Consider the following 22,099-nt stretch of genomic DNA (forward strand, 5'->3'; position numbering starts at 1 on the left):
GGTGCCTGCCTCGCGCATGCGCCTTTGCCTGCCATTGCCAAGGTGTTGCATGTTCAAGTCCGTTGTCACCATTGCCCTGTCTGCTCTGCTGCTGGTCTGCACGTCGGTATCCGCTGCCGAGCCCATCGTCATCAAGTTCTCCCACGTGGTTGCCGATGATACCCCCAAGGGCCGAGGCGCCCTACTGTTCAAACAACTGGTGGAGGAGCGCCTCGGTGCCCAGGTGAAGGTCGAGGTCTACCCCAACTCCACCCTGTTCGGTGACGACGACGAGCTGCAGGCCCTGCGCGACGGCAAGGTGCAACTGCTGGCGCCTTCGCTGTCGAAATTCGATGCCTACACCAAGCAGCTGCAGGTGTTCGACCTGCCGTTCCTGTTCGACGATCTGGAAGCCGTCAAGCGCTTTCAGAAGCGCGAGAAGAGCCGCGAGCTGCTGCGCTCCATGGCCAGCTACGACATCTACGGCCTGGCGTACTGGAACAACGGCATGAAGCAGCTCTCCGCCAACCGCGCGTTGAAGTTGCCTGCCGATGCCAAGGGCCTGACCTTCCGCATTCAGCCGTCGCCGGTACTGGAAGCGCAGTTCGCGCAGATCGGCGCCAGCACCAGCAAGATCGCTTTCAGTGAAACCCTGGCGGCGCTGCAGAAGGGCACCGTGCAAGGCGCGGAAAACCCCTGGTCGAACCTGGCCAGCCAAAAGCTCGACAGTGCCCAGCCGTTCATCACCGAAACCAATCACGGCTCGCTCAACTACATGCTGATCAGCAATTCCAAGTTCTGGGTTAGCATTCCGTATCAGGTGCGCGTGCAGCTGGAAGCGATCATCGAAGAGGTCAGCTTCAAGGTGAATCAGGACGCCGAAGAGCAGAACCGCAAGAGCCGCGAGCAGATCGTCGCTGGCGGTCGCAGCCAGATCCTGCCACTGACCCCCGAGCAGCGCAGCGCTTGGCGTGAAGCGATGCGCCCGGTCTGGCAGGCCTTCGAAGCCGAGATCGGTGCCGACGTGCTGCGCGCGGCGCAGACGGTCAATCGTCGCTGATTGACGTCGCTGTAACTGATGGGTATCGCTTCGCTCGACCCATCCTACGAGGCGCGCAGTTCCTCCAGCAGCAAGCGGGCAGGCGACGAAAGCGGCGAGCCGTGGCGGCTGATCACGCCATAGGGCTCGCTGCGCAACACCTGGGCCAGCTCCAGGCATGCCAGCTGGCCTGAGCGTGCCGCGTATTGAGCGGTTTCCCGTGGCATCAGCGCGACCAGGTTCGGGTCTTCCTGCAGCAGCATCAGGGTGGCGAAGGTCGAGGCGGTTTCCAGCGGATAGCGTGGAAACTCCAGCTCGGCGTCGCTGAATGCCCGCTCCAGCACCAGACGCATCGGCATGTTCGCCGGGAACACCACCCAGCTGTAGGCTGCCAACTGCGCCAGGCTCAGGCCCGGAGTGGCTGCTAGCGGGTGCGCGGGGTTGGCGACCACCTTCAGTTGTTCCTGATGCAGGCTCAGGCAGTCGTAGTCGTCCGGTCTGCGGCTGACGCTGGTGCGGCAGATGGCCAGATCCAGGCGACCCTGGTCGATCAGGCTGAGCAGGCGTGCGCTGGTGTCTTCGACGATTTCCACCGACAGCTCTGGCTGACGCGCCCGTAACCGCGACAGCGCACGGGTCAGCTGTGGCACCGCGCCCATGATCACGCCCACCACCAGGCGGCCGCCCTGGCCCTGCAGAATCCCCAGCATTTCCTCACGCAGGTGAGCCAGGTCACTGTGGATCAGCCGTGCGTAGCGAATCGCGCAACGCCCCAGGTCATTGGCTTCCAGCCCCTGGCTGGTGCGCGTGAACAGGCGCATGCCGAACGCTGACTCTATCTCGTTGAGGGCTTTCGTCGCGCCTGGCTGGCTGATCGCTACGGCGTCGGCGGCCTTGTGCAGCGAGCCTTGTTCGTCGAGGGCGATCAGCAGGCGCAGCTGTTTCAGGCGCAGTCGGGAAACCAGAGCGGGCAGGGAAGCGAGCATGGTGATAACCATTAGTTATTGCTTGATCAGAGGCTGTCATTAGGCAGGCTGGCGCTCGCTTCGTAAAGTCTGCTCTGTATCCCTATGGGCAAGCCATCCAACAAGAGAGATAAGCCATGCGACTGATCCAGTTCGAATCCACCGAAGGCCAGCGCCAGGTTGGCGTTGTCGAAGGCGATGCCATCCGCACCGTTCGTGGCGTCACCAGCACCCGTGAGTTGGCGCTGGCGGCGATCCGTGCCGGGCACAGCCTGCAGGACGAAGTGAACGGCCTAGGTACCGAGGCTGGCCCGGCGTATGCCGATCTGCAGCAGGGCGGGCGCATCCTTCCGCCACTGGATCATGAGGACCCGGCCCATTGCCTGGTCACCGGCACCGGCCTGACCCACCTCGGCAGCGCCTCGACCCGTGACAAGATGCACCAGCACAAGGCCCAGGACGAAGCCACCCTGACCGACACCATGCGCATGTTTCGCTGGGGGCTCGAAGGCGGCAAGCCTGGCGCTGGCAAGATTGGCGCCCAGCCAGAGTGGTTCTACAAGGGCGATGGCAGCATCGTCGTGCGCCCGGGCGCCGATCTGCCGGTGCCGGTGTTCGCCGAGGACGGCGGCGAAGAGCCCGAGCTGGTCGGCCTGTACGTCATCGGTGATGACGGCAAGCCCTACCGCCTCGGTTACGCACTGGGCAACGAGTTTTCCGACCACGTGCTGGAACGCCGCAGCTACCTGTACCTGGCCCACTCCAAGCTGCGTTTCTGTGCCTATGGCCCGGAGCTGCGCGTAGGCCAGTTACCGGCCCATCTGTCCGGCACCAGCCGCATTCACCGTGGCAACGAGGTGTTGTGGGAGAAGGAGTTCCTCAGTGGCGAGGAGAACATGTGCCACAGTCTGGAGAACCTGGAGTTCCACCACTTCAAGTATCAGCAGTTCCTGCGTCCGGGTGATGTGCATGTGCATTATTTCGGAACCGCTACGCTGTCCTATGCCGACGGTATCAAGGCCCAGCCGGGTGATACCTTCGAGATCGAAATGAACGAGTTTGGCGCACCTTTGCGCAATGGGCTGGTGGCGGCCGACGAGCCGCTCGAGCCGGGCGGCGTGACTGCCCTGTAACCACCAGCCGTCATTCACCGCGGGGCCTCAGGGCCTCGACCGGGTTCTGACCAGGAGGAATATTTCATGTCCGTTAACGGCCACAACATCATCGGCGGCGCCTACAGCGCCCTCGGCTCCGTGAAGCTGCAGAGCGTCGACGCCACCAGCGGCGAAACGCTGCCGTATGAATTCGTCGAGGCCACCGCCGAAGAAGTCGACGCCGCTGCCGAAGCTGCGGCCGCTGCCTATCCGGCTTACCGCAGCCTGCCGGCGGCTAAGCGCGCCGATTTCCTCGATGCAATCGCCGACGAGCTGGACGCCTTGGGTGACGATTTCGTCGCCACCGTATGCAAGGAAACCGCGCTGCCCGCTGGCCGTATCCAGGGTGAACGTGGCCGTACCAGCGGCCAGATGCGCCTGTTCGCCAACGTGCTGCGCCGTGGAGATTTCTTTGGCGCGCGCATCGACCGCGCGTTGCCGGATCGTCAGCCGCTGCCGCGCCCGGATATTCGCCAGTACCGCATCGGCCTCGGCCCGGTAGCCGTATTTGGCGCCAGCAACTTCCCGCTGGCCTTCTCCACGGCGGGCGGTGACACCGCTTCCGCGCTGGCCGCCGGCTGCCCGGTGGTGTTCAAGGCTCACCCCGGCCATATGGCTACCACCGCACTGGTTGGCGCGGCACTGCTGCGCGCCGCCGAGAAAACCGGCATGCCGAAAGGTGTGTTCAACATGATCTACGGGGGCATCGTCGGTGCCGCGCTGGTCAAGCATCCGGCCATTCAGGCTGTCGGCTTCACCGGCTCGCTGCGTGGTGGCCGTGCCCTGTGCGATATGGCAGCAGCCCGCCCGCAGCCGATCCCGGTGTTCGCGGAGATGAGCAGCATCAACCCGGTCATCCTGCTGCCCGAAGCCCTCAAGGCTCGCGGCGAACAGGTCGCTGGCGAGCTAGCAGCTTCGGTGGTGCTGGGCGCTGGCCAGTTCTGCACCAATCCGGGCCTGGTGATTGGCATCCGCTCGCCAGAGTTCGACGCCTTTCTGCAGAATCTGACCGCCAAAATGACCGAACAGCCGGCGCAGACCCTCCTCAACCCCGTTGGCCTCGAGAGTTACGGCAAGGGCGTTGCAGCACTCGCTGCACATCCCGGCATCAGCCATCTGAGCGGCGCTAAACAAGAAGGCAGCCAGGCTCGCCCGCAACTGTTCAAGGCCGATGTCAGTCTGTTGCTGAACGGCGATGAACGACTGCAGGAAGAGGTCTTCGGCCCGACTACTGTCGTTGTCGAAGTGGCCGACAAGGCCGAGCTGCTGACCGCCATCAAGGGGCTGCACGGTCAATTGACTGCCACGCTGATCACCGAGCCGGGCGATCTGGCTGGCAGCGAAGAGCTGTTCGCGCTGCTCGAGCAGAAAGTCGGGCGCGTGCTGTTCAACGGCTACCCGACCGGCGTAGAAGTCTGCGACTCCATGGTGCACGGCGGCCCGTACCCGGCGACGTCCGATGCCCGTGGCACCTCGGTCGGTACCTTGGCCATCGACCGCTTTCTGCGCCCGGTTTGCTATCAGAACTGCCCGGACGCTCTGCTGCCCGACGCTCTGAAGAATGCCAACCCGCTGGGCATCGCCCGTCTGGTGGATGGCGCCAGCAGCCGCGACGCGTTGTAAGCGCTAGCTGCATTGTTAAGAGAAAGCCGACCTGCGGGTCGGCTTTTTTGTGGGCGGTGGATGGGGTTCGTTCCCCGGGTGTCGCTCCGCTCGACCCGGACTACGGCGGATCTCCTGTGGGAGCGGGCCATGCGCGCGAATCGCGGGCATGGCCCGCTCCCACAGACACAGTGGTGTCAGCCAGTAGGGTGGATAACGCGAAGCTTATCCACCAATTACCTCAAAACCGCTGCCCCGCCGAACCCGACCGAGCGTTGCCCCTGATCTTTGCCGGTGTTTACCAGCGTGGCTTTGCGCGACACTAGGCGCATGAGTCCCGATGGAGCCGTCGATGAGCAGCGAAGACAAGTTCACCCGCCAGACCTTGCTCGAGGTGCAGACCCTGACCCCGAGCCTGTTCACCCTGCGTACCACCCGGGATGCGGGGTTTCGTTTCCGCGCCGGGCAGTTCGTCCGTCTCGGGGTGGAAAAGGCTGACGGCACCGTGGTCTGGCGTGCCTACTCGCTGGTCTCGGCGCCCCACGACGAGCATCTGGAGTTCTTTTCCATCGTCGTGCCAGGCGGTGAATTCACCAGTGAGCTGAGTCGCCTACGCGTCGGCGACACCTTGCTGGTGGAAAAGATGGCCACCGGTTACCTGACCCTCGACCGTTTCATCGATGGCCGCGATCTGTGGCTGCTGGGCAGTGGCACCGGCATCGCGCCGTTCCTGTCGATGCTGCAGGATTTCGAAATCTGGGAGCGCTTCGAGCGCATCGTGCTGGTATACAGCGCAAGGTCGCTGGACGAACTGGCTTATCAGCCGATGATCCACGGTTTTGCCGAGCTCGAGCACCTGGCCGAGTACACCCATAAGCTCACCTACCTGCCGGTAGTTACCCGCGAGCAGGCGCCGGGTTGCCTGAATGCCCGCATCACCGAACTGCTCGACAGCGGCGAGTTGGAGCGTGCCGCTGGTCTGGAACTGGCGCCTGAGCATTCGCGGCTGATGATCTGTGGCAACCCGCAGATGATCGACGACATCCGCCAGCGCCTGAAGGCGCGGGGCCTGAACTTGAGCCTGACCCGCCGTCCTGGGCAAGTAGCCGTGGAAAACTACTGGTAAACATGCCTTGCGAAGGCTACTGCGCTCGGTCATGCGGCGTTAAAAACCGGCTCAAAATGCTCATTTACAACACGTAAACTGCGCTTTTTCGCCGTTTTTTGCCTTGCCTGACCTTCGCTCGTGACGCTTTCACAAAGCATGTAAAGCGCCGTTACAAACTCAGCGCTTTCAGTGTGACTCGCGCTCCAGTAGATTGCGTGGTCTGTTTTCCACTATCCGGTCTTCATGGACAGCGACAGTAGACGATCGCCCTCGCCGTTATGGACGAGGGCGGTACTTCCCAAAGGCGGCGCCGCCCGGTGCGAGCCTTCCGTGCAGCCGAACGTTGCACATTCTTCCCGTCAGCCGAGATTTCCCGTGTCTGCCCTGTGCATGCGCGGCGCTTTCGGCTGCCTTCGTTTTCCCCTAGAGAGAGCTACACACTAAATGGAATGGATCGCTGATCCGACGGCCTGGTTAGGCCTGTTGACCCTGATCGTCCTGGAAATCGTCCTGGGCATCGACAACCTGGTGTTCATTGCCATCCTCGCCGACAAGCTGCCGCCCGAGCAGCGTGACCGTGCCCGACTGATCGGCCTGAGCCTGGCGATGATCATGCGTTTGGGGCTGCTGGCCAGTATCGCGTGGCTGGTCACCTTGACCGAGCCGCTGATCGAGGTGTTCGGCAAGACCTTCTCCGGCCGTGACCTGATCATGCTGTTCGGTGGTGTGTTCCTGTTGTTCAAGGCCACCATGGAGCTGCACGAACGCCTCGAAGGGCGCACCCATCAGCATGGCGGCAGCAAGGTGTATGCGCGTTTCTGGCCAGTGGTGGCGCAGATCATCGTGCTCGACGCAGTGTTCTCTCTGGACGCAGTGATCACCGCCGTGGGCATGGTCGAGCACCTGCAAGTGATGATGATCGCCGTGGTGATCTCCATGGGCTTGATGATCGTCGCCAGCAAGCCACTGACCGCGTTCGTCAACGCACGCCCGACGGTGATCATGCTGTGTCTGGGCTTCCTGATGATGATCGGCTTCAGCCTGACTGCCGAAGGCCTGGGTTTCCACATTCCGAAAGGCTATCTGTACGCGGCTATCGGTTTCTCGATTCTGATCGAGCTGTTTAACCAGATCGCTCGTTCGCGCCGCAAGCGCAGCCTGCAGGGCCAGCGTGGTCTGCGTGACCGCACTGCCCATGCGGTGATGCGCATGCTGGGCGGCAAGGTGCAGGCCGACGAAGTTGGCGAGGAAATCGCCGACATGCTCGACGGCGAGCAGGGCGAAACTGCACTCTTCGACCGCCGCGAGCGGGTGATGATCAGTGGCGTGCTGAACATGGCGGAAATGTCGATTCAGAAGGTCATGACCGATCGCATGGAAGTCGACCGCATCAACCTCGACGACGCTCCCGAGAAGATCCACCAGGCGCTGCTCGACTCGCCGCACTCGCGCCTCGTGGTAACTCGCAACGACTCCCGTGATGAGCCCCTGGGCTACATCCACAAGAAGGAGCTGTTCAAGGAACTGCTCAAGGGCCAGCAGCCAGATATCGAAAGCCTGGTGCGTGCGCCGATCAACCTGCCGGACAGCTCCAGCGTGCTCAGTGCGCTTGAGCAGATGCGCCAGGGTTCTACCCACGTAGCTTTCGTGGTCAACGAGTTCGGTGGTTTCGAAGGTCTGCTGACCCTGACCGACATTCTCGAGGCGATTGCCGGTGAGCTGCCGGATGCCAGCGAAGTGGATGGCCCGGATGTCGAGGAAGTGGAGGGCGGTTATCGCGTTAACGGTGCGGTAAACCTGGCGGTATTGCGCGATCGGCTGGACTTCGCTGCGCGGCCGACGGACGACTATCAGACCCTGGCCGGCCTGGCCATGAGCCTGCTTGATCGGCTGCCGCTGATCGGTGACAAAGTCGAGTATCTGGACTGGGAATTGACCGTGATCGAAGTCAAGGAGCGTCGAGTTACGCGGGTTTTGCTGAAGCCAGACGCTACTGGCTCAGCCGCATAAACGGCAGCTACAACGAAAAACGGCGCCCCGCGGGGCGCCGTTTTTATACCTGACGTTGGCGGTCAGTCCTTGTGCTGCTGGGTTTTCAGCAGATCACGAATTTCCGTCAGCAGCACTTCCTGAGGGCCAGGGGCTGGCGGCACTGAAGGCGCCACGGCTTCTTCGCGCTTGAGACGGTTGATCGCCTTGACGCCCATGAAGATGGCGAAGGCGACGATGACGAAGTCGAGAACCGTCTGGATGAAGCGCCCGTAAGCCAGCACCACGGCGGGCAGGTCACCCTCGGCGGCCTTCAGGGTGATAGCCAGGTCGGAGAAGTCCACCCCACCGATCAGCAAGCCTAGTGGTGGCATGATCACGTCGCCGACAAACGACGAGACGATCTTGCCGAAGGCGGCACCGATGATGATGCCGACTGCCATGTCGACGACATTGCCTTTGACGGCAAACGCTTTGAACTCGTTGATGATGCTCATGTGCAACCCCGTTGGTCTGATTCGTGCGCTGAAGTGTAAATCACTCCTGCTCTTGTGCCATGCACCGCCTCCAGGCCGCGCGTATCGGTTGTGACCCCTCAGCTGGAAAATTGTCCGAATTTATTACTGGCCAATTCCATGCTGGGCTTCGCGGGGGGCTCTGTTTCGCTTCTCTTGGTTAATCGATGGGAGGTTGATCCGTTGCTTGCAGGGCGTTGACGAGGATCAAAAGCCAGCACTTTTCACCCGACTACAGTGGTGCTAATTCATTTGTCGGGAGCCCAGCCATGCATATCGATTACTCCGTTCAGCCCGAAACGCAGTCGCAGCTGCTGCAGCGCAGCAATCCCGCCTACGCCGCGCTGGTCGAACAGCACGACGATGTTGACAGGCGTATCGCGCGTATCGAAAACGGTATCGAACGGCCTGACGGTGTGCCGCTTTCCGCGCTCAAGTTGCGACGCTCCGGTCTGCGCGAGGATCTGGCTCGGCAGATCCGCAAGGCCGATGGTGGCTGCTGCAACTGTGGCAAGCAGTGCGGAACCCGTAAATCGACGTAGCCTGGCGTTGAGCGAAGCGATACCCAGGGTTGGTTTGACCAACTCCGATGGCAACGCCGAGATTGCTTCCTGGTATCGCTGCGCTCAACCGCAGGCTACGGGTGCAGCACGAAGCGGCGCAGGCCGGGTTCGGCCTCGGTGGAGCTCAGCTCGTTTACGTTCAGCGGTAGCTCGCTCAGTACGTGCTTGCAGAAGGCGCTCGCCAGTTCGTCCTGCTCATAGCAGCAGGTCAGCCAGGTGCGTCCGTCGCTCACCACCTGTTGCAGTACAGCCCGGCCGATGCCCAGGCGGCGGTATTTGCGTAGAACGAACAGGTCGGCGAATTCCATCTCGGCCACGCTTGGGTCGTCGTATCGCTCGAGCAATAGAAACCCTGCGATGAAACCATCGGCCAGAATCAGCTGGGCGCTCCAGCCTTCGTCCTGCCAGTAGCGCTGCAGATGCGGCTCATGAACATAAAAGCGTCCGTCGATTTCGACGTCCTCCTGCTCCCAGTCCGACGACTCGTAGGCGTAGAACTGGTAGAGGTTGCGGATCAGCGGTAGCTGCTCGGCGCTGGCGGGAACGAGTTCGATGGACATGGCAGGTATCTCGCGGATGAGCGGCGCATTATCGGCGTCTGCGCTGCCCGCTGATAGCCTGCGTACCGAATGTCTGTAAATTTATCCAGTTGTTCGGTATCGTTTCGGGCTTCGCTTTCCAGCAGGACGACTCCCATGGCCAAGGCCAAACGCTTGTATGGCTGCACCGAGTGCGGCGCGACCTTTCCCAAGTGGGCCGGGCAGTGCGGTGAGTGCGGTGCCTGGAACACGCTGACCGAAACCATGATCGAAGCCGGCGCGGCGACGCCCAGCGGGCGCACGGGGTGGACGGGCGCGCAGGCGCAGCTCAAGACTCTGGCCGAAGTCAGCGTCGAGGAAATGCCGCGCTTTTCCACCGCTTCGGCAGAGCTCGACCGGGTACTCGGTGGCGGCCTGGTGGATGGCTCGGTGGTATTGATTGGCGGCGATCCCGGCATCGGCAAGTCGACCATTCTGCTACAGACCCTGTGCAATGTGGCCCAGCGTTTCCCGGCGCTTTACGTCACTGGCGAGGAATCCCAGCAACAGGTGGCGATGCGTGCCCGGCGCCTCGGCTTGCCCGAGGACAAGCTCAAGGTGATGACCGAAACCTGCATCGAAAGCATCATCGCCACGGCCCGCCAGGAAAAGCCCAAGGTGATGGTGATCGACTCGATCCAGACCATCTTCACCGAGCAGCTGCAGTCGGCCCCCGGCGGCGTTGCCCAGGTGCGTGAGAGTGCGGCGTTGCTGGTGCGTTTCGCCAAGCAGAGCGGCACGGCGATCTTCCTGGTCGGCCACGTCACCAAGGAAGGCTCGCTGGCTGGGCCGCGGGTGCTGGAGCACATGGTCGATACCGTGCTGTATTTCGAGGGCGACCCCGATGGCCGCTTACGCCTGCTGCGTGCGGTGAAAAATCGCTTTGGCGCGATCAACGAGTTGGGCGTGTTTGGTATGACCGACAAGGGCCTCAAGGAAGTGAGCAACCCGTCGGCGATCTTCCTGACCCGCGCTCAGGAAGAAGTGCCAGGCAGCGTGGTCATGGCGACCTGGGAAGGCACCCGGCCGATGCTGGTGGAAGTGCAGGCGCTGGTCGATACCAGCCATATGGGCAATCCGCGCCGGGTCACCCTGGGGCTGGATCAGAATCGCCTGGCCATGCTGTTGGCGGTGCTGCACCGTCACGGCGGCATTCCCACCTATGATCAGGACGTGTTTCTCAACGTGGTCGGCGGTGTGAAGGTACTGGAAACGGCATCCGACCTGGCGCTGATGGCGGCCGTTATATCCAGCTTGCGCAACCGGCCGTTGCCTCACGATCTGCTGGTGTTTGGCGAGGTTGGTTTGTCAGGTGAGATACGGCCGGTGCCGAGCGGCCAGGAGCGCCTCAAGGAGGCCGCCAAGCACGGCTTCAAGCGCGCCATCGTGCCCAAGGGCAATGCGCCGAAAGAAGCGCCGCCGGGTCTGCAGGTAGTCGCTGTCACCCGCCTGGAGCAGGCGCTGGACGCGCTCTTCGAGTAAGCGCGTCCTCGCCTGGGTGGGGTTTGCCTCAGTGGATCAGACAGGCTACATCGGCCTGTTGGCGGCGCTGCATGCGCTGGCCAATGCGTGCCAGCCAGGCATTCGGGCGAGCCGGGCGCTGTGCCTGACGTTGCGAGGGGAAGTCGATTGCCTTGGCGATAGGGGCGCTGATCATGACGATGCCTCCGTGGGGAATGTTCCCCTGTTGGGTTCGTCTCTATCCTGCGATTCGCCCCTTCGGAGAACCTTGATCGAGGTCAATCATTGCCGGAGCACGTGCGCGACAGGACGCCGCACTGCGCTCAGTCTTCCTCGCAAAGCGCAGCCAGTTCCCGTTCGAGAAGTTGCTCATCACCCAGGTTGAGTTCGACCAGTCGCCGCAAATGGCTCATGGAGTCGAGGTCGATGTGGTGGCACTGAAAGCCCAGTACACGCTCCTCGAGATGCACCAGCTCGACCTGCATCGCCACTTGCAGCTTGTCGTCGAGGGTGACGCGCACCAGATAATCCTCACCGGTGTCGCCATCCCAGTTCCAGGGGCGGCGCACCAGAACGCCCTTGAACGAGATATCGTGCAGCTCCACTTGCCAGGTTCGCTCGCCCTGGACGATCTCCGCAGGGGCATCGAAGTCGATGCGCTGGAAGCGTCGGCGTTCGTGGGTGTCGCTCATGGGGGTGTCCTCTATTTGTTTTGTCCACTATAGCCAAGCCAGCTTATCGCTGCCGCCAATCGGTGGATCGCTGTCGTAGGGGCGAGTGATCTCGCATCTGCATATGATTACCGCGGTAAGCAAACATTCCGCGGTTTGTTGTCAGGTTTCTGGTGCCCAGCCGTATTCCATGGCGTGCTTGACCAGATCGGCGGGCTTTTCGATATCGAGTTTGCGGCGAATGCTCAGCCGATAGGTTTCCACGGTACGCACGCTGATCTGCAACTCCCTGGCCATCGCCTTGTTGTTCAGCCCTTGCGCCATCATCAGCAGAACCTGGCGCTCGCGCGGGGTGAGCTCGCCTTCTTCGGTCTCCTCCTGCGACAGTTTCTGCGCGACATCGCCGCTGTAGAAACGTCCGCCAACCGCGAGCACGTCGATGGCCGAGATGATTTCCTGTGACGGCGCCTCTTTGAGCACGTAACCCGAAGCGCCCATGCGCAGCGAGCTGCTGACGTACTCCTGATTGTCGTACATGCTCAGGATCAGCACCTTGATGGCTGGATAACGCTTCTTGATGATGCCGGTGAGCTCCAGGCCGTTGATGTCCTTGAGGCCGATATCCATCAGCAGAATGTCCGGCTGCTCGCGGGCCACCAGTTCCAGTGCCTCGCTGCCGCTGCCGGCTTCGCCAACGATGTCGAAGTGCTCGACCATCGACAGCAGCGTGCGGATGCCGTCGCGCACCAGTACGTGGTCGTCGACAAGCGCGATACGGATCGTCTTCATAGCGGCTGATCCTGAGTAGGTGGCGTGGCGGCGGAGAGTAACAGGGCGACGTCGAGCTTGGTGCCGGATGACGTCGAAGTGACGTTGAAGTCGCCGCCGAAATGTTCGACCCTCTCGCGGATGTTGCGCAGGCCGATACCGCCGCTGTGCTGTTCGGCCTTGCGTGGGCTGAAGCCGCCACCGTCATCGCTGATACGCAGGTTCACCCGGCTGCTGTTACCCGTCAGGCTGATGGCCACACGGCTGGCGTGGGCATGCCGTTCGATGTTGGTCAGCGCCTCCTGCAGAATCCGAAATAACGCCACGTTCATGTCATCGCTCAGGCGGGTATCGCCCAGGCTGTTGTGGTAGCTCACGCTAAGGCCGCTGCGCTGCTCGAATTCGCTGGCCAGTTGGCCGATGGCCGAGGCCAGCCCGAGGGTGTCGAGCAGTGAGGGGTGCAGGTCGTGGGAGATGCGCCGCACTTCGCCAATCGCCCCGGCCAGGCGCTCGATCCCTTGGCGCAAGGTTTGTGCGGCGCTGGCCTTGCCGGCCTCCAGTTCGTGGGCTGCCAGTTCGAATTTGAATTTGATCGATACCAGCAACTGGCTGATGCCGTCGTGCAACTCGCGGGACAGCCGTGATCGCTCATCTTCCTGAGAAGTGATAATGCGCTGGGTCAGTTGCTGCTGCTTGCGGTCGGCGAGGCGATGTTCGCTGACGTTGAGGGTCAGGCCACTGGCGAACACCACCAGCACGGCGATCAGGGCGACGATGGCGATGGCCAGCATGGTGGTGCGAATCCCGCTGCCGACATCATGGCGAACCTGGGCGATGGCGTTGTCGACGTCCTCCAGATAGATACCGGTGCCGAGCATCCAGCCCCAGCGATCGAGCATGGTCACGTAGGCGAGCTTGTCGGCCATCTGCCCGGTGGAGGGCTTCTGCCAGCCGTAGCGCTGAAAACCATCGCCCTGGGCCGCGCTGCGAATCAGCGCCTGGATCACCAGCAGGCCTTTGGAGTCGGTCATGTTCCACAGATCCTTGCCGACCAGTGCGCCTTGGCGCGGGTGCATCAGGCTCTTGCCGCTACGGTCGTAGACGAAGAAGTAACCGTCGCTGCCAAAATTGATCCGCGCCAGCAGGGCGAGCACCTGGCGCTTGGTCTCATCGTCGTCGAGGCCGCTGTCGTACAGCGGCCCGATGGTACTCAGCGCCATCTCAACGTAGTGCTTGAGCTCGGCCTGCTTGCTGCTGAGGATGCTGCGTTCGATGAGTTGCGCCTGTTGATTGCCCAGACGCTGGTTCTGCACCTGAACCAGCAGGCAGACCACGGCCACGGCCAACAGCATGGGCAGCAGGCTGAGCGCGACGATCTTGTGCTTGAGTTGCATGAGGGCACTCCGGGCGGCGCTTTGCCGGAGCATGGCGGCTACGCGGCAGGTTGAAAACTGGCCGCGCTATGGTCGCGGCCGGCAGAGCATACACAAACCACACAGCGCACGGCTGCCGGGGGCTGTGGCAACTGCGTAGTTCTACGTAGAGGCCCGTGGGTAGTTTTGCGAATTACCCGAAAGGGTACTTAGATGGATAGTTGCAGGGCTCGATTTCCAGGGCACAACAATAACAATGAACGCCGTAGACCAAGGTCTGCGGCAGGAGAGGTCAAATGACCAGAATGGCTAGCCACATCGCCTGGTTTGCTGTCGCCTTACTGGGCGCTTTCGCGCTAGGTACTGTGGCGCTGAATCGCGGTGAGTCGATCAACGCCCTGTGGATTGTCGTCGCTGCCGTGGCGATCTATCTCGTCGTCTATCGGTACTACAGCCTGTTCATCGCCACCAAGGTGATGCAACTCGACCCCAGTCGCGCTACCCCCGCCGTACTCAATAACGACGGCCTGGACTACGTTCCTACCAACAAACACATCCTCTTCGGTCACCACTTCGCCGCCATCGCTGGCGCCGGCCCGTTGGTCGGCCCGGTACTCGCTGCGCAGATGGGTTATCTGCCCGGCACCCTCTGGCTGATCGCCGGCGTGGTACTGGCCGGTGCGGTGCAGGACTTCATGGTGCTGTTCATTTCCACGCGCCGTAACGGCCGCTCCCTGGGCGAGCTGGTGCGCGAGGAAATGGGCCAGGTGCCCGGCACTATCGCGCTGTTCGGCGCCTTCATGATCATGATCATCATCCTCGCGGTGCTGTCGCTGATCGTGGTCAAGGCGCTGGCGGAAAGCCCGTGGGGCATGTTCACCGTCATGGCGACCATTCCCATCGCCATGTTCATGGGCATCTACATGCGCTACATCCGGCCCGGCCGCATTGGTGAGATTTCCCTGATCGGGGTGATCCTGCTGCTCGGTTCGATCTGGCTGGGTGGCGTGATCGCTGCCGATCCCGTGTGGGGCCCGGCCTTCACCTTCACCGGTGTGCAGATCACCTGGATGCTGATCGGCTATGGCTTCGTCGCCGCGGTATTGCCGGTATGGCTGATCCTGGCGCCACGTGACTACCTGTCGACCTTCCTGAAGATCGGCACCATCATCGCCTTGGCCATCGGCATCCTGGTGGTCATGCCCGAGCTGAAAATGCCGGCGCTGACTCAGTTCACCGATGGCACCGGGCCGGTGTGGAAGGGCACGCTGTTCCCCTTCCTGTTCATCACCATTGCCTGCGGCGCGGTGTCCGGCTTCCATGCCCTGATCAGTTCGGGCACCACGCCCAAACTGCTCGCCAACGAGTCACATGCCCGTTACATCGGCTATGGTGGCATGCTGATGGAATCCTTCGTGGCCATCATGGCCATGGTCGCCGCTTCGGTGATCGAGCCGGGCGTGTACTTCGCCATGAACAGCCCTGCCGCGCTGGTCGGCTCGGATGTGCAATCGGTTGCCGCCGCGGTCAGCAGCTGGGGTTTCGTGATCACTCCCGAAGAGCTGGAAGCGGTCGCCCGAGACATCGGCGAGAACACCATCCTGGCTCGCGCCGGTGGTGCGCCGACTCTGGCCGTGGGCATCGCGCAGATTCTCCACAGCGTGCTGCCGGGTGAGAACACCATGGCGTTCTGGTACCACTTCGCGATCCTGTTCGAGGCGCTGTTCATCCTCACCGCGGTCGACGCCGGTACCCGTGCAGGGCGCTTCATGCTGCAGGATCTGCTGGGCAACTTCGTGCCTTCGATGAAGAAGACCGAGTCCTGGTTCGCCAACGTCATCGCCACTGCTGGCTGTGTGGCGCTGTGGGGGTGGTTGCTCTATCAAGGCGTGATCGATCCGCTGGGCGGCATCAACACCCTGTGGCCGCTGTTCGGCATCTCCAACCAGATGCTTGCTGGCATCGCGCTGATGCTCGGCACCGTGGTGCTGATCAAGATGAAGCGCCAGCGCTACGTGTGGGTAACGCTGATCCCGGCCACCTGGCTGCTGATCTGCACCACCACCGCAGGGCTGATCAAGCTCCTCGATCCGAACCCGGCAGTCGGTTTCCTGGCCCTGGCCAAGAAGTATCAGGCTGCGGTAGATGCCGGTCAGATCCTCGCTCCGGCCAAGGATCTTGGCCAGATGCAGCACGTGATCCTCAACGCCTACACCAACGCCACCCTGACCGTGCTGTTCCTGTTCGTGGTAGTCAGCGTGCTGTTCTATGCCGTCAAGGTCGGCCGTGCTGCCTGGCAAAAGGATTCGCGCAGCGACAATGAGGCGCCGTATCAGGCCATTCCTGCCGACGCACCGGAGGTGGCCCGTGTTCAATGATCTCAGCCGCATGGGCAAGTACCTCGGGCAGGCCGCGCGGATGCTGGTGGGCATGCCCGACTACGACACGTACGTCGAACACATGACCAAAAAGCATCCGGATAAGCCGGTAATGAGCTACGAAGCCTTCTTCCGCGAGCGCCAGGAAGCGCGCTATGGTGGCGGCAAGGGGCGGCCCATCCGCTGCTGTTGATCTCGCCGGGCTGACTGCCTGGTTCAAGAACCACACGCCACGCCTAGTCGTGGCGTGTGTCATTCAGAGGAACGCTTTTTATGTCCTTCACCCCCATTCCGGTTACCGTGCTCAGCGGTTTCCTCGGTGCTGGTAAAACCACGCTGCTGCGCCACATCCTCAAGGCCGAGCACGGTCTGAAAATCGCCGTGATCGAAAACGAATACAGTGAAGTGCCGATCGACAGCCAATTGCTCGGTAGCGAGCCGGTGCAGGTGATGACCCTGGCCAATGGCTGCGTGTGCTGCTCCATTCACGTCGAGCTGGAAAAGGCGCTGTTTATGCTCCTCGAGAAGCTCGACAGTGGCGAGCTGGCCTTCGACCGTTTGGTGATCGAATGCACCGGCCTGGCCGATCCGGCGCCGGTAGCGCAGACCTTCTTCGCCACGGAAGAGCTGTGCGATCGCTACGTGCTGGACGGCATCATCACCCTGGTGGATGCCGCCAACGCCGAGCGTCACCTGCAGGAAACCATCGCCCAGGCTCAGGTCGGCTTCGCTGACCGCATTCTGCTGAGCAAGACCGATCTGATCGATGAGGCCAGTCGTGAGGCACTGATCGCGCGCTTGCAGCGCATCAACAGAAGGGCGCCCATCCGGGTGGTCGAGCACGGCCGCATTGACCTGGGCGAACTGCTCGACGTGCGTGGCTTCAACCTCAACGCCGATATCGCACCGAGCCTGCGCCCGGTTGCACCTGGCAAGAACAGTGACCGTATTTCCACGCTGGTGCTTACCAGCGATACGCCGCTGGATCTGGATCGGCTTTCCGGTTTCATGGAAGACCTGCTGGAAGAGCACGGCAATTCACTGCTGCGTTACAAAGGCGTGCTGAGCATTACCGAGGAAGACCGTCGCATGGTGTTCCAGGGCGTGTTGCGGCTCTATGGTTTCGATTGGGACAGCGAGTGGGGTGCTGACGAGAAGCGTGAGAGCGTGATCGTCTTCATCGGCGATAACCTGCCTGAGGAGACGATCCGTCAGGGCTTCGCCGCGCTCAGCGCCTAGGGTCTGTTGACGTTTCACGCACGGCCGCGCTGGAGCCCGTTTTGCCGCGAGGCAAGGCACGAGCCGCGAAGTTTAGCTGGCTAAATGAGCCTGCGAGAAACGCAGCATCGCGGCAAAACGGGCCCGGCCCTGCGGGTTGCGCGGGAAATCTCGTCATGCGTCGTTGGAGGACTTGAAAAGGGAACGCCATTCCCTGCGTCCTCCGCCTCGCCTGGCGAGATTTCTCGCAGCAACGCGGCTCGCGCTGAAACGTCAACAGACCCTCGATTTATCGCAGACAAAAAAATGCCGGGCAGCTCGCGCTGTCCGGCATTTTTTATTCCCGTGAAACCTTACTCGTCGAGGAACGAGCGCAAGTGTTCGCTACGGGTCGGGTGACGCAGCTTGCGCAGCGCCTTGGCTTCGATCTGACGAATACGCTCACGGGTAACATCGAACTGTTTGCCCACTTCCTCGAGGGTGTGGTCAGTGTTCATGTCGATACCGAACCGCATGCGCAGTACCTTGGCTTCGCGGGCAGTCAGGCCGGAAAGCACTTCGCGAGTGGCTTCCTTGAGACTTTCCACGGTGGCCACGTCGATCGGGGACTGCATGGTGCTGTCCTCGATGAAGTCGCCCAGGTGCGAATCTTCGTCGTCGCCGATCGGGGTTTCCATGGAGATCGGCTCTTTGGCGATCTTCAAAACCTTGCGGATCTTGTCCTCAGGCATTTCCATGCGCTCACCCAGCTCTTCCGGAGTGGGCTCGCGGCCCATTTCCTGAAGCATCTGACGGGAGATGCGGTTGAGCTTGTTGATCGTCTCGATCATGTGCACCGGAATACGGATGGTGCGGGCCTGGTCGGCGATCGAGCGAGTGATCGCCTGACGAATCCACCAGGTGGCATAGGTCGAGAACTTGTAGCCGCGACGGTATTCGAACTTGTCCACCGCCTTCATCAAGCCGATGTTGCCTTCCTGGATCAGATCGAGGAATTGCAGACCACGGTTGGTGTACTTCTTGGCGATCGAGATCACCAGACGCAGGTTGGCTTCGACCATCTCTTTCTTCGCACGGCGGGCTTTCGCCTCACCGATCGACATGCGACGGTTGATGTCCTTGATTTCGGCCAGGGTCAGGTCGCTTTCGGTCTGCAGGGCGATCAGCTTCTGCTGGCAGCGCTGAATGTCAGCCTGCAGGTTGCCGATGGCTTCCGCATACTTCGACTTGCCCTTGGCTAGGCTGGCGGCCCAGTCCAGATCCACTTCGTTGCCCGGGAACAGGCGCAGGAAGTCGGCGCGCGGCATGCGTGCATCACGTACGCACAGCTGCATGATGGCGCGTTCTTGACCACGCAGACGCTCCAGTGCTTCACGTACGCGAACCACCAGGGCTTCGTACTGCTTGGGCACCAGCTTGATCGGCATGAACAGCTCAGCCAAAGCCTTGAGCTCTGCGATGGCCTGCTTGCTGCTGCGACCATGCTTTTTCAGCGCTTTCTTGGCGATTTCCAGCTGATCAGAGACCGCGGTGAAGCGGCGCAGTGCCTCTTCAGGATCCGGGCCACCATCGCCTTCTTCTTCCTCGTCGTCGCTATCGCCGTCTTCTTCCTCGTCGCCCTTTTCTTCGGCAGCGGCATCGCCGACCGCAGGCACGGGAGCAGCCGCTTCAGCAGGAACGGTGCCATCATCCGGGTCGATGTAGCCACTGAGTACCTCGACCAGGCGGCCGCCCTCGGTGGTGACACGGGTGTATTCGGCAAGAATGCTGTCGACGGTACCCGGGAAGTGGGCAATCGCACTCATTACTTCGCGGATGCCTTCCTCGATCCGCTTGGCGATTTCGATCTCGCCTTCACGGGTCAGTAGCTCCACAGTACCCATTTCGCGCATGTACATGCGCACCGGGTCGGTGGTGCGACCGATATCGGTTTCAACCGCAGCCAACGCAGCAGCAGCTTCTTCAGCGGCGGCTTCGTCAGTGTCGGCATCGGCCAGCATCAGGGCGTCTGCATCCGGAGCACTCTCGTGTACCGGAATCCCCATGTCATTGATCATGCGGATGATGTCTTCCACCTGCTCAGGATCTGAAATATCCTCGGGCAGGTGGTCGTTGACCTCTGCGTAAGTCAGATACTTCTGCTCACGACCCAGGGTGATCAACTCTTTGATACGAGATTGCTGTTGCGCTTTTCCGGACATAACACCCTATCCACTGAAGGTCTTGGCGGGCTAAAAACAAGCCGAGGATTATACCTCAGCTAGGCGCTCAGGCGCCAGTTGGGGTCTTGCTGTGCGAGGAAAGGCTGCTGTAATGCTCACGTAGCAGGGCCTTTTCCTCGTCGGTGAGTTCGCTAGGGCCTTTCTGCATGATGCTACGCAGAGCGGTTTCGCGGCGTCGTAATGACTGACTATGGACAAGTGTAGTTATGGTGTCGAAAAACTGCCGTTCAAGGTTGTCTTGATCGATTAACCATTCTTTTTCTGCCAGAACCTTGAGTAGTCGGCCTTGTTCGGTGCCGTGCCAGCGAGCGATCAGTTGCAGCGAGCGCAGGGTGGGCTGCTTCTGTAATGTGCCCACCAGGGCTACCAGCAGCTGAGCATAGGTGTCGCCTTCGGCAGCGAAATTGCTGACATCATCAACCCTCTGCGCCAGTTCGGGGTGGTGTAACAGGCTACGCAGAGCGCTGAGGTGGGGCGACTCGACGCTCACCGCGGTGCGTGGCGGGTGGTAGTCGTCACGGCCTTTCTTGCTCCACTTGCCACCTTCTTTTTTCCACTCGCCCTTACCCTGCTTTCTGGCTGGGCGCTCGAATGCCTGGGCGGGTTGCTGTTCTTCATAGCTTGGCGCCGCGTCGTAATAAGCGCTGTCGGGGATGGCTTCGAAGGCCGGCGCGGGGTGATCGTTATCCTGTCGAGCGGGAGTCTGTGCCTGGCGGGCTGGCGGCGCGGACATCTGGCTCAGGGTCTCGGTATTGAGGCCGGTAATCTGGGTTAGGCGTTGGCGCATCAGGGCGCGCAGGGTATTGCCGGGGATTTTTTCGATCAGCGGCGCGGCCAGGGTAACCAGATGCGCCTTGCCCTCCAGAGAGCGAGGGTCTGCTTCTTCGCTCAACTGCTGAAAGAAGTAGTCCGCCAGCGGCTGGGCATGTTGGTGGATGCGTGCGCGGAAAGCATCAGTGCCTTCACTGCGCACCAGGGTGTCCGGGTCTTCGCCCTCGGGCAGAAACAGGAAGCGTGCGCGGCGACCATCCTGCAGGTTCGGCAGGGCGGCTTCCAGTGCGCGCCAGGCGGCGTTGCGGCCGGCCTGGTCGCCATCGAAGCAGAACAGTACGCTCGGCACCAGTCGAAACAGGCGCTTGAGGTGTTCCTCGCTCGTCGCGGTGCCCAGGGTCGCCACGGCGTTGCGCAGGCCCTGCTGTGCGAGGGCGATAACGTCCATGTAGCCCTCGACCACCATTATCTCGTCGAGATTGCGGTTGTGCTTGCGCGCCTCGTACAGGCCGTAGAGTTCCTGGCCCTTGTGGAATACCGGGGTTTCCGGCGAGTTCAGGTATTTGGGCTTGTCGTCGCCCAGTACCCGGCCGCCAAAGGCGATGATGCGGCCACGGCTGTCGTGAATGGGGAATATCACCCGATCACGGAAGCGGTCGTAGCGTTTGCCGCTGTCGGGGTTTTCCACCAGCAGGCCGGCATCGATCATTGCCTTGTGCTGCAGGCTATCGCCAGCCAGGTGCTTGAGCAGGTTGTCCCAGCCCGGAGGTGCGAAGCCAAGGCCGAAGTCCCGAGCGATCTCGCCGGACAGCCCGCGACCTTTCAGGTAGTCGACCGCGGCGCGGCGCTGCGGATGGCTCTTCAGTGCCTGGCGGTAGAAGTCCGCGGCGGCCTTGAGCAGCGCATAGAGTGGCGAGTCGCTGGGTTGGCGGGGTTTGCCGCCGCGCCCGCCGTCCTCGCGCGGTACATCCATGCCGGCGCGTTTGGCCAGTTCCTCGACCGCCTGGGGAAACTCCATCTGGTCGTGATCCATCACGAAGCCCAGGGCGTTACCACCGGCGCCACAGCCGAAGCAGTAATAGAACTGCTTGTCGGGGCTGACGGTGAAGGAGGGCGATTTTTCCTTATGGAAAGGGCAGCAGGCGCTGTAGTTCTTACCGGTCTTCTTCAGTTGGATGCGCGAACTCACCACATCGACGATGTCAGTGCGGTTAAGTAGGTCATCAATAAAGGATTGCGGGATCAGGCCGGCCATAGGTGCTCAGTACTGCTGCAGCGCTGTAGGGAACAATAGCGGCAAAAACGCAAAAACTCCGAACATTCGCCCGTGGGCTATGCGGAGTTTTTGACGATAATGCCCGGCTTGCACCGGGCATTCAGGCGTTGCGTGTACTGTATTAGTACAGGCGAACGCTGCGGCGCTGTTCGCGCTGCACTTTCTTCGCGTGACGCTTGACCGCGGCGGCGGCTTTACGCTTACGCTCGGAAGTCGGTTTTTCGTAGAATTCGCGGCTACGAACTTCGGCCAGAACACCGGCTTTTTCGCAGGAGCGCTTGAAACGACGCAGAGCTACGTCGAAGGGTTCGTTCTCTTTAACTTTGACGGCTGGCATCCAGAGCTACCTTCTTTATTACCGGAGGTTTGTGTCTTCCTGGCAATAGCACGGAAAGATCACAGGTTTTTAAGGGTTGCGGATGTTACCGCCTAGTCAGGCGGAATGCAAAGCCTCTGATCGAAAAGCGCT

Annotated in this window: 20 protein-coding genes; 10 read left to right on the forward strand and 10 right to left on the reverse strand. The window is 61.6% G+C overall.

Annotated features, from left to right (window positions below; genetic code table 11):
• The first annotated feature begins 49 nt into the window (after positions 1-49).
• Positions 50-1,039: a DctP family TRAP transporter solute-binding subunit gene (locus K5Q02_RS07625; protein WP_225837971.1), complete on the forward strand. Its 990-nt coding sequence runs from the start codon at positions 50-52 to the stop codon at positions 1,037-1,039.
• 44 nt (positions 1,040-1,083) lie between these two features.
• Here K5Q02_RS07625 and K5Q02_RS07630 read toward each other — a convergent pair whose 3' ends face one another.
• Positions 1,084-2,004, reverse strand: coding sequence for a LysR family transcriptional regulator (locus tag K5Q02_RS07630; protein WP_225837973.1), 921 nt, complete (start codon positions 2,002-2,004; stop codon positions 1,084-1,086).
• Between the two features lie 116 nt (positions 2,005-2,120).
• Between K5Q02_RS07630 and araD1 the strand changes: the two genes are divergently transcribed.
• From araD1 to K5Q02_RS07650, 4 genes are all read left to right on the forward strand, one after another.
• Positions 2,121-3,116: an AraD1 family protein gene (araD1, locus tag K5Q02_RS07635; protein WP_225837974.1), complete on the forward strand. Its 996-nt coding sequence runs from the start codon at positions 2,121-2,123 to the stop codon at positions 3,114-3,116.
• Between the two features lie 66 nt (positions 3,117-3,182).
• Positions 3,183-4,760 (forward strand): aldehyde dehydrogenase (NADP(+)), encoded by a 1,578-nt coding sequence (locus tag K5Q02_RS07640; RefSeq protein WP_225837976.1) that lies wholly within the window; start codon positions 3,183-3,185, stop codon positions 4,758-4,760.
• A 331-nt stretch (positions 4,761-5,091) separates the two neighbouring features.
• A complete protein-coding gene (locus K5Q02_RS07645) occupies positions 5,092-5,865 on the forward strand; it encodes a ferredoxin--NADP reductase (protein ID WP_225837978.1) in 774 nt (257 codons plus the stop codon).
• A 426-nt stretch (positions 5,866-6,291) separates the two neighbouring features.
• Positions 6,292-7,857: a TerC family protein gene (locus K5Q02_RS07650; protein ID WP_225837980.1), complete on the forward strand. Its 1,566-nt coding sequence runs from the start codon at positions 6,292-6,294 to the stop codon at positions 7,855-7,857.
• Positions 7,858-7,919: 62 nt separating this feature from the next.
• Here the strand turns inward: K5Q02_RS07650 and mscL are convergent, their stop codons facing one another.
• The gene (gene mscL, locus K5Q02_RS07655) at positions 7,920-8,333 is read right to left on the reverse strand and encodes a large-conductance mechanosensitive channel protein MscL (protein WP_225837982.1); all 414 of its coding nucleotides are present in this window, start codon (positions 8,331-8,333) and stop codon (positions 7,920-7,922) included.
• A gap of 287 nt (positions 8,334-8,620) precedes the next feature.
• Between mscL and K5Q02_RS07660 the strand changes: the two genes are divergently transcribed.
• Positions 8,621-8,893 carry a DUF465 domain-containing protein gene (locus K5Q02_RS07660; RefSeq protein ID WP_225837984.1) on the forward strand — a complete coding sequence of 91 codons (273 nt, stop codon included), beginning with the start codon at positions 8,621-8,623 and terminating at the stop codon, positions 8,891-8,893.
• Between the two features lie 95 nt (positions 8,894-8,988).
• Here the strand turns inward: K5Q02_RS07660 and K5Q02_RS07665 are convergent, their stop codons facing one another.
• The gene (locus K5Q02_RS07665; RefSeq protein ID WP_225837986.1) at positions 8,989-9,474 is read right to left on the reverse strand and encodes a GNAT family N-acetyltransferase; all 486 of its coding nucleotides are present in this window, start codon (positions 9,472-9,474) and stop codon (positions 8,989-8,991) included.
• Positions 9,475-9,609: 135 nt separating this feature from the next.
• Between K5Q02_RS07665 and radA the strand changes: the two genes are divergently transcribed.
• Positions 9,610-10,974: a DNA repair protein RadA gene (gene radA / locus K5Q02_RS07670; protein WP_225837988.1), complete on the forward strand. Its 1,365-nt coding sequence runs from the start codon at positions 9,610-9,612 to the stop codon at positions 10,972-10,974.
• 28 nt (positions 10,975-11,002) lie between these two features.
• Here the strand turns inward: radA and K5Q02_RS07675 are convergent, their stop codons facing one another.
• The 4 genes from K5Q02_RS07675 to K5Q02_RS07690 form a co-directional block, all read right to left on the reverse strand.
• Positions 11,003-11,149, reverse strand: a complete 147-nt coding sequence (locus K5Q02_RS07675; protein WP_225837989.1) for a hypothetical protein — start codon at positions 11,147-11,149, stop codon at positions 11,003-11,005.
• A gap of 127 nt (positions 11,150-11,276) precedes the next feature.
• Entirely contained in the window at positions 11,277-11,645 is a 369-nt protein-coding gene (locus K5Q02_RS07680) for a PilZ domain-containing protein (RefSeq protein WP_225837990.1), read from the reverse strand.
• A gap of 141 nt (positions 11,646-11,786) precedes the next feature.
• Positions 11,787-12,413: a response regulator gene (locus K5Q02_RS07685; protein ID WP_225837991.1), complete on the reverse strand. Its 627-nt coding sequence runs from the start codon at positions 12,411-12,413 to the stop codon at positions 11,787-11,789.
• A complete protein-coding gene (locus K5Q02_RS07690; RefSeq protein WP_225837993.1) occupies positions 12,410-13,786 on the reverse strand; it encodes a cache domain-containing protein in 1,377 nt (458 codons plus the stop codon). Before K5Q02_RS07690 ends, K5Q02_RS07685 begins: the two co-directional genes overlap by 4 nt.
• 275 nt (positions 13,787-14,061) lie before the next feature.
• Between K5Q02_RS07690 and K5Q02_RS07695 the strand changes: the two genes are divergently transcribed.
• The 3 genes from K5Q02_RS07695 (at position 14,062) to yjiA (ending at position 17,382) form a co-directional block, all read left to right on the forward strand.
• Positions 14,062-16,143 (forward strand): carbon starvation CstA family protein, encoded by a 2,082-nt coding sequence (locus K5Q02_RS07695; RefSeq protein ID WP_042556573.1) that lies wholly within the window; start codon positions 14,062-14,064, stop codon positions 16,141-16,143.
• Positions 16,133-16,336 (forward strand): YbdD/YjiX family protein, encoded by a 204-nt coding sequence (locus tag K5Q02_RS07700; RefSeq protein WP_073267317.1) that lies wholly within the window; start codon positions 16,133-16,135, stop codon positions 16,334-16,336. The genes K5Q02_RS07695 and K5Q02_RS07700 overlap by 11 nt, the downstream gene beginning before the upstream one ends.
• A gap of 80 nt (positions 16,337-16,416) precedes the next feature.
• A complete protein-coding gene (gene yjiA / locus K5Q02_RS07705; RefSeq protein WP_225837995.1) occupies positions 16,417-17,382 on the forward strand; it encodes a GTPase in 966 nt (321 codons plus the stop codon).
• A 332-nt stretch (positions 17,383-17,714) separates the two neighbouring features.
• Here yjiA and rpoD read toward each other — a convergent pair whose 3' ends face one another.
• The 3 genes from rpoD to rpsU all read right to left on the reverse strand — a co-directional run bounded on the left by rpoD (position 17,715) and on the right by rpsU (position 21,967).
• A complete protein-coding gene (gene rpoD / locus K5Q02_RS07710) occupies positions 17,715-19,562 on the reverse strand; it encodes an RNA polymerase sigma factor RpoD (RefSeq protein WP_225837997.1) in 1,848 nt (615 codons plus the stop codon).
• Positions 19,563-19,629: 67 nt separating this feature from the next.
• Positions 19,630-21,609 (reverse strand): DNA primase, encoded by a 1,980-nt coding sequence (gene dnaG, locus K5Q02_RS07715; protein ID WP_225837999.1) that lies wholly within the window; start codon positions 21,607-21,609, stop codon positions 19,630-19,632.
• A 142-nt stretch (positions 21,610-21,751) separates the two neighbouring features.
• The gene (rpsU, locus tag K5Q02_RS07720) at positions 21,752-21,967 is read right to left on the reverse strand and encodes a 30S ribosomal protein S21 (RefSeq protein WP_003296736.1); all 216 of its coding nucleotides are present in this window, start codon (positions 21,965-21,967) and stop codon (positions 21,752-21,754) included.
• Positions 21,968-22,099: the final 132 nt, after the last annotated feature.

It is taken from the genome of Pseudomonas sp. MM211 (genome assembly GCF_020386635.1).
Taxonomy (GTDB): domain Bacteria; phylum Pseudomonadota; class Gammaproteobacteria; order Pseudomonadales; family Pseudomonadaceae; genus Aquipseudomonas.

Bases quoted from the DNA above. Each gene is read 5' to 3' on its own strand.
- K5Q02_RS07675 (WP_225837989.1), bottom strand. From the start codon at position 11,149: ATGATCAGCGCCCCTATCGCCAAGGCAATCGACTTCCCCTCGCAACGT.
- K5Q02_RS07625 (WP_225837971.1), top strand. From the start codon at position 50: ATGTTCAAGTCCGTTGTCACCATTGCCCTGTCTGCTCTGCTGCTGGTC.
- K5Q02_RS07685 (WP_225837991.1), bottom strand. From the start codon at position 12,413: ATGAAGACGATCCGTATCGCGCTTGTCGACGACCACGTACTGGTGCGC.
- K5Q02_RS07645 (WP_225837978.1), top strand. From the start codon at position 5,092: ATGAGCAGCGAAGACAAGTTCACCCGCCAGACCTTGCTCGAGGTGCAG.
- K5Q02_RS07640 (WP_225837976.1), top strand. From the start codon at position 3,183: ATGTCCGTTAACGGCCACAACATCATCGGCGGCGCCTACAGCGCCCTC.
- radA (WP_225837988.1), top strand. From the start codon at position 9,610: ATGGCCAAGGCCAAACGCTTGTATGGCTGCACCGAGTGCGGCGCGACC.
- araD1 (WP_225837974.1), top strand. From the start codon at position 2,121: ATGCGACTGATCCAGTTCGAATCCACCGAAGGCCAGCGCCAGGTTGGC.
- K5Q02_RS07665 (WP_225837986.1), bottom strand. From the start codon at position 9,474: ATGTCCATCGAACTCGTTCCCGCCAGCGCCGAGCAGCTACCGCTGATC.
- K5Q02_RS07650 (WP_225837980.1), top strand. From the start codon at position 6,292: ATGGAATGGATCGCTGATCCGACGGCCTGGTTAGGCCTGTTGACCCTG.
- K5Q02_RS07630 (WP_225837973.1), bottom strand. From the start codon at position 2,004: ATGCTCGCTTCCCTGCCCGCTCTGGTTTCCCGACTGCGCCTGAAACAG.
- K5Q02_RS07690 (WP_225837993.1), bottom strand. From the start codon at position 13,786: ATGCAACTCAAGCACAAGATCGTCGCGCTCAGCCTGCTGCCCATGCTG.
- mscL (WP_225837982.1), bottom strand. From the start codon at position 8,333: ATGAGCATCATCAACGAGTTCAAAGCGTTTGCCGTCAAAGGCAATGTC.
- rpoD (WP_225837997.1), bottom strand. From the start codon at position 19,562: ATGTCCGGAAAAGCGCAACAGCAATCTCGTATCAAAGAGTTGATCACC.
- K5Q02_RS07660 (WP_225837984.1), top strand. From the start codon at position 8,621: ATGCATATCGATTACTCCGTTCAGCCCGAAACGCAGTCGCAGCTGCTG.
- K5Q02_RS07695 (WP_042556573.1), top strand. From the start codon at position 14,062: ATGACCAGAATGGCTAGCCACATCGCCTGGTTTGCTGTCGCCTTACTG.
- rpsU (WP_003296736.1), bottom strand. From the start codon at position 21,967: ATGCCAGCCGTCAAAGTTAAAGAGAACGAACCCTTCGACGTAGCTCTG.
- yjiA (WP_225837995.1), top strand. From the start codon at position 16,417: ATGTCCTTCACCCCCATTCCGGTTACCGTGCTCAGCGGTTTCCTCGGT.
- K5Q02_RS07680 (WP_225837990.1), bottom strand. From the start codon at position 11,645: ATGAGCGACACCCACGAACGCCGACGCTTCCAGCGCATCGACTTCGAT.
- dnaG (WP_225837999.1), bottom strand. From the start codon at position 21,609: ATGGCCGGCCTGATCCCGCAATCCTTTATTGATGACCTACTTAACCGC.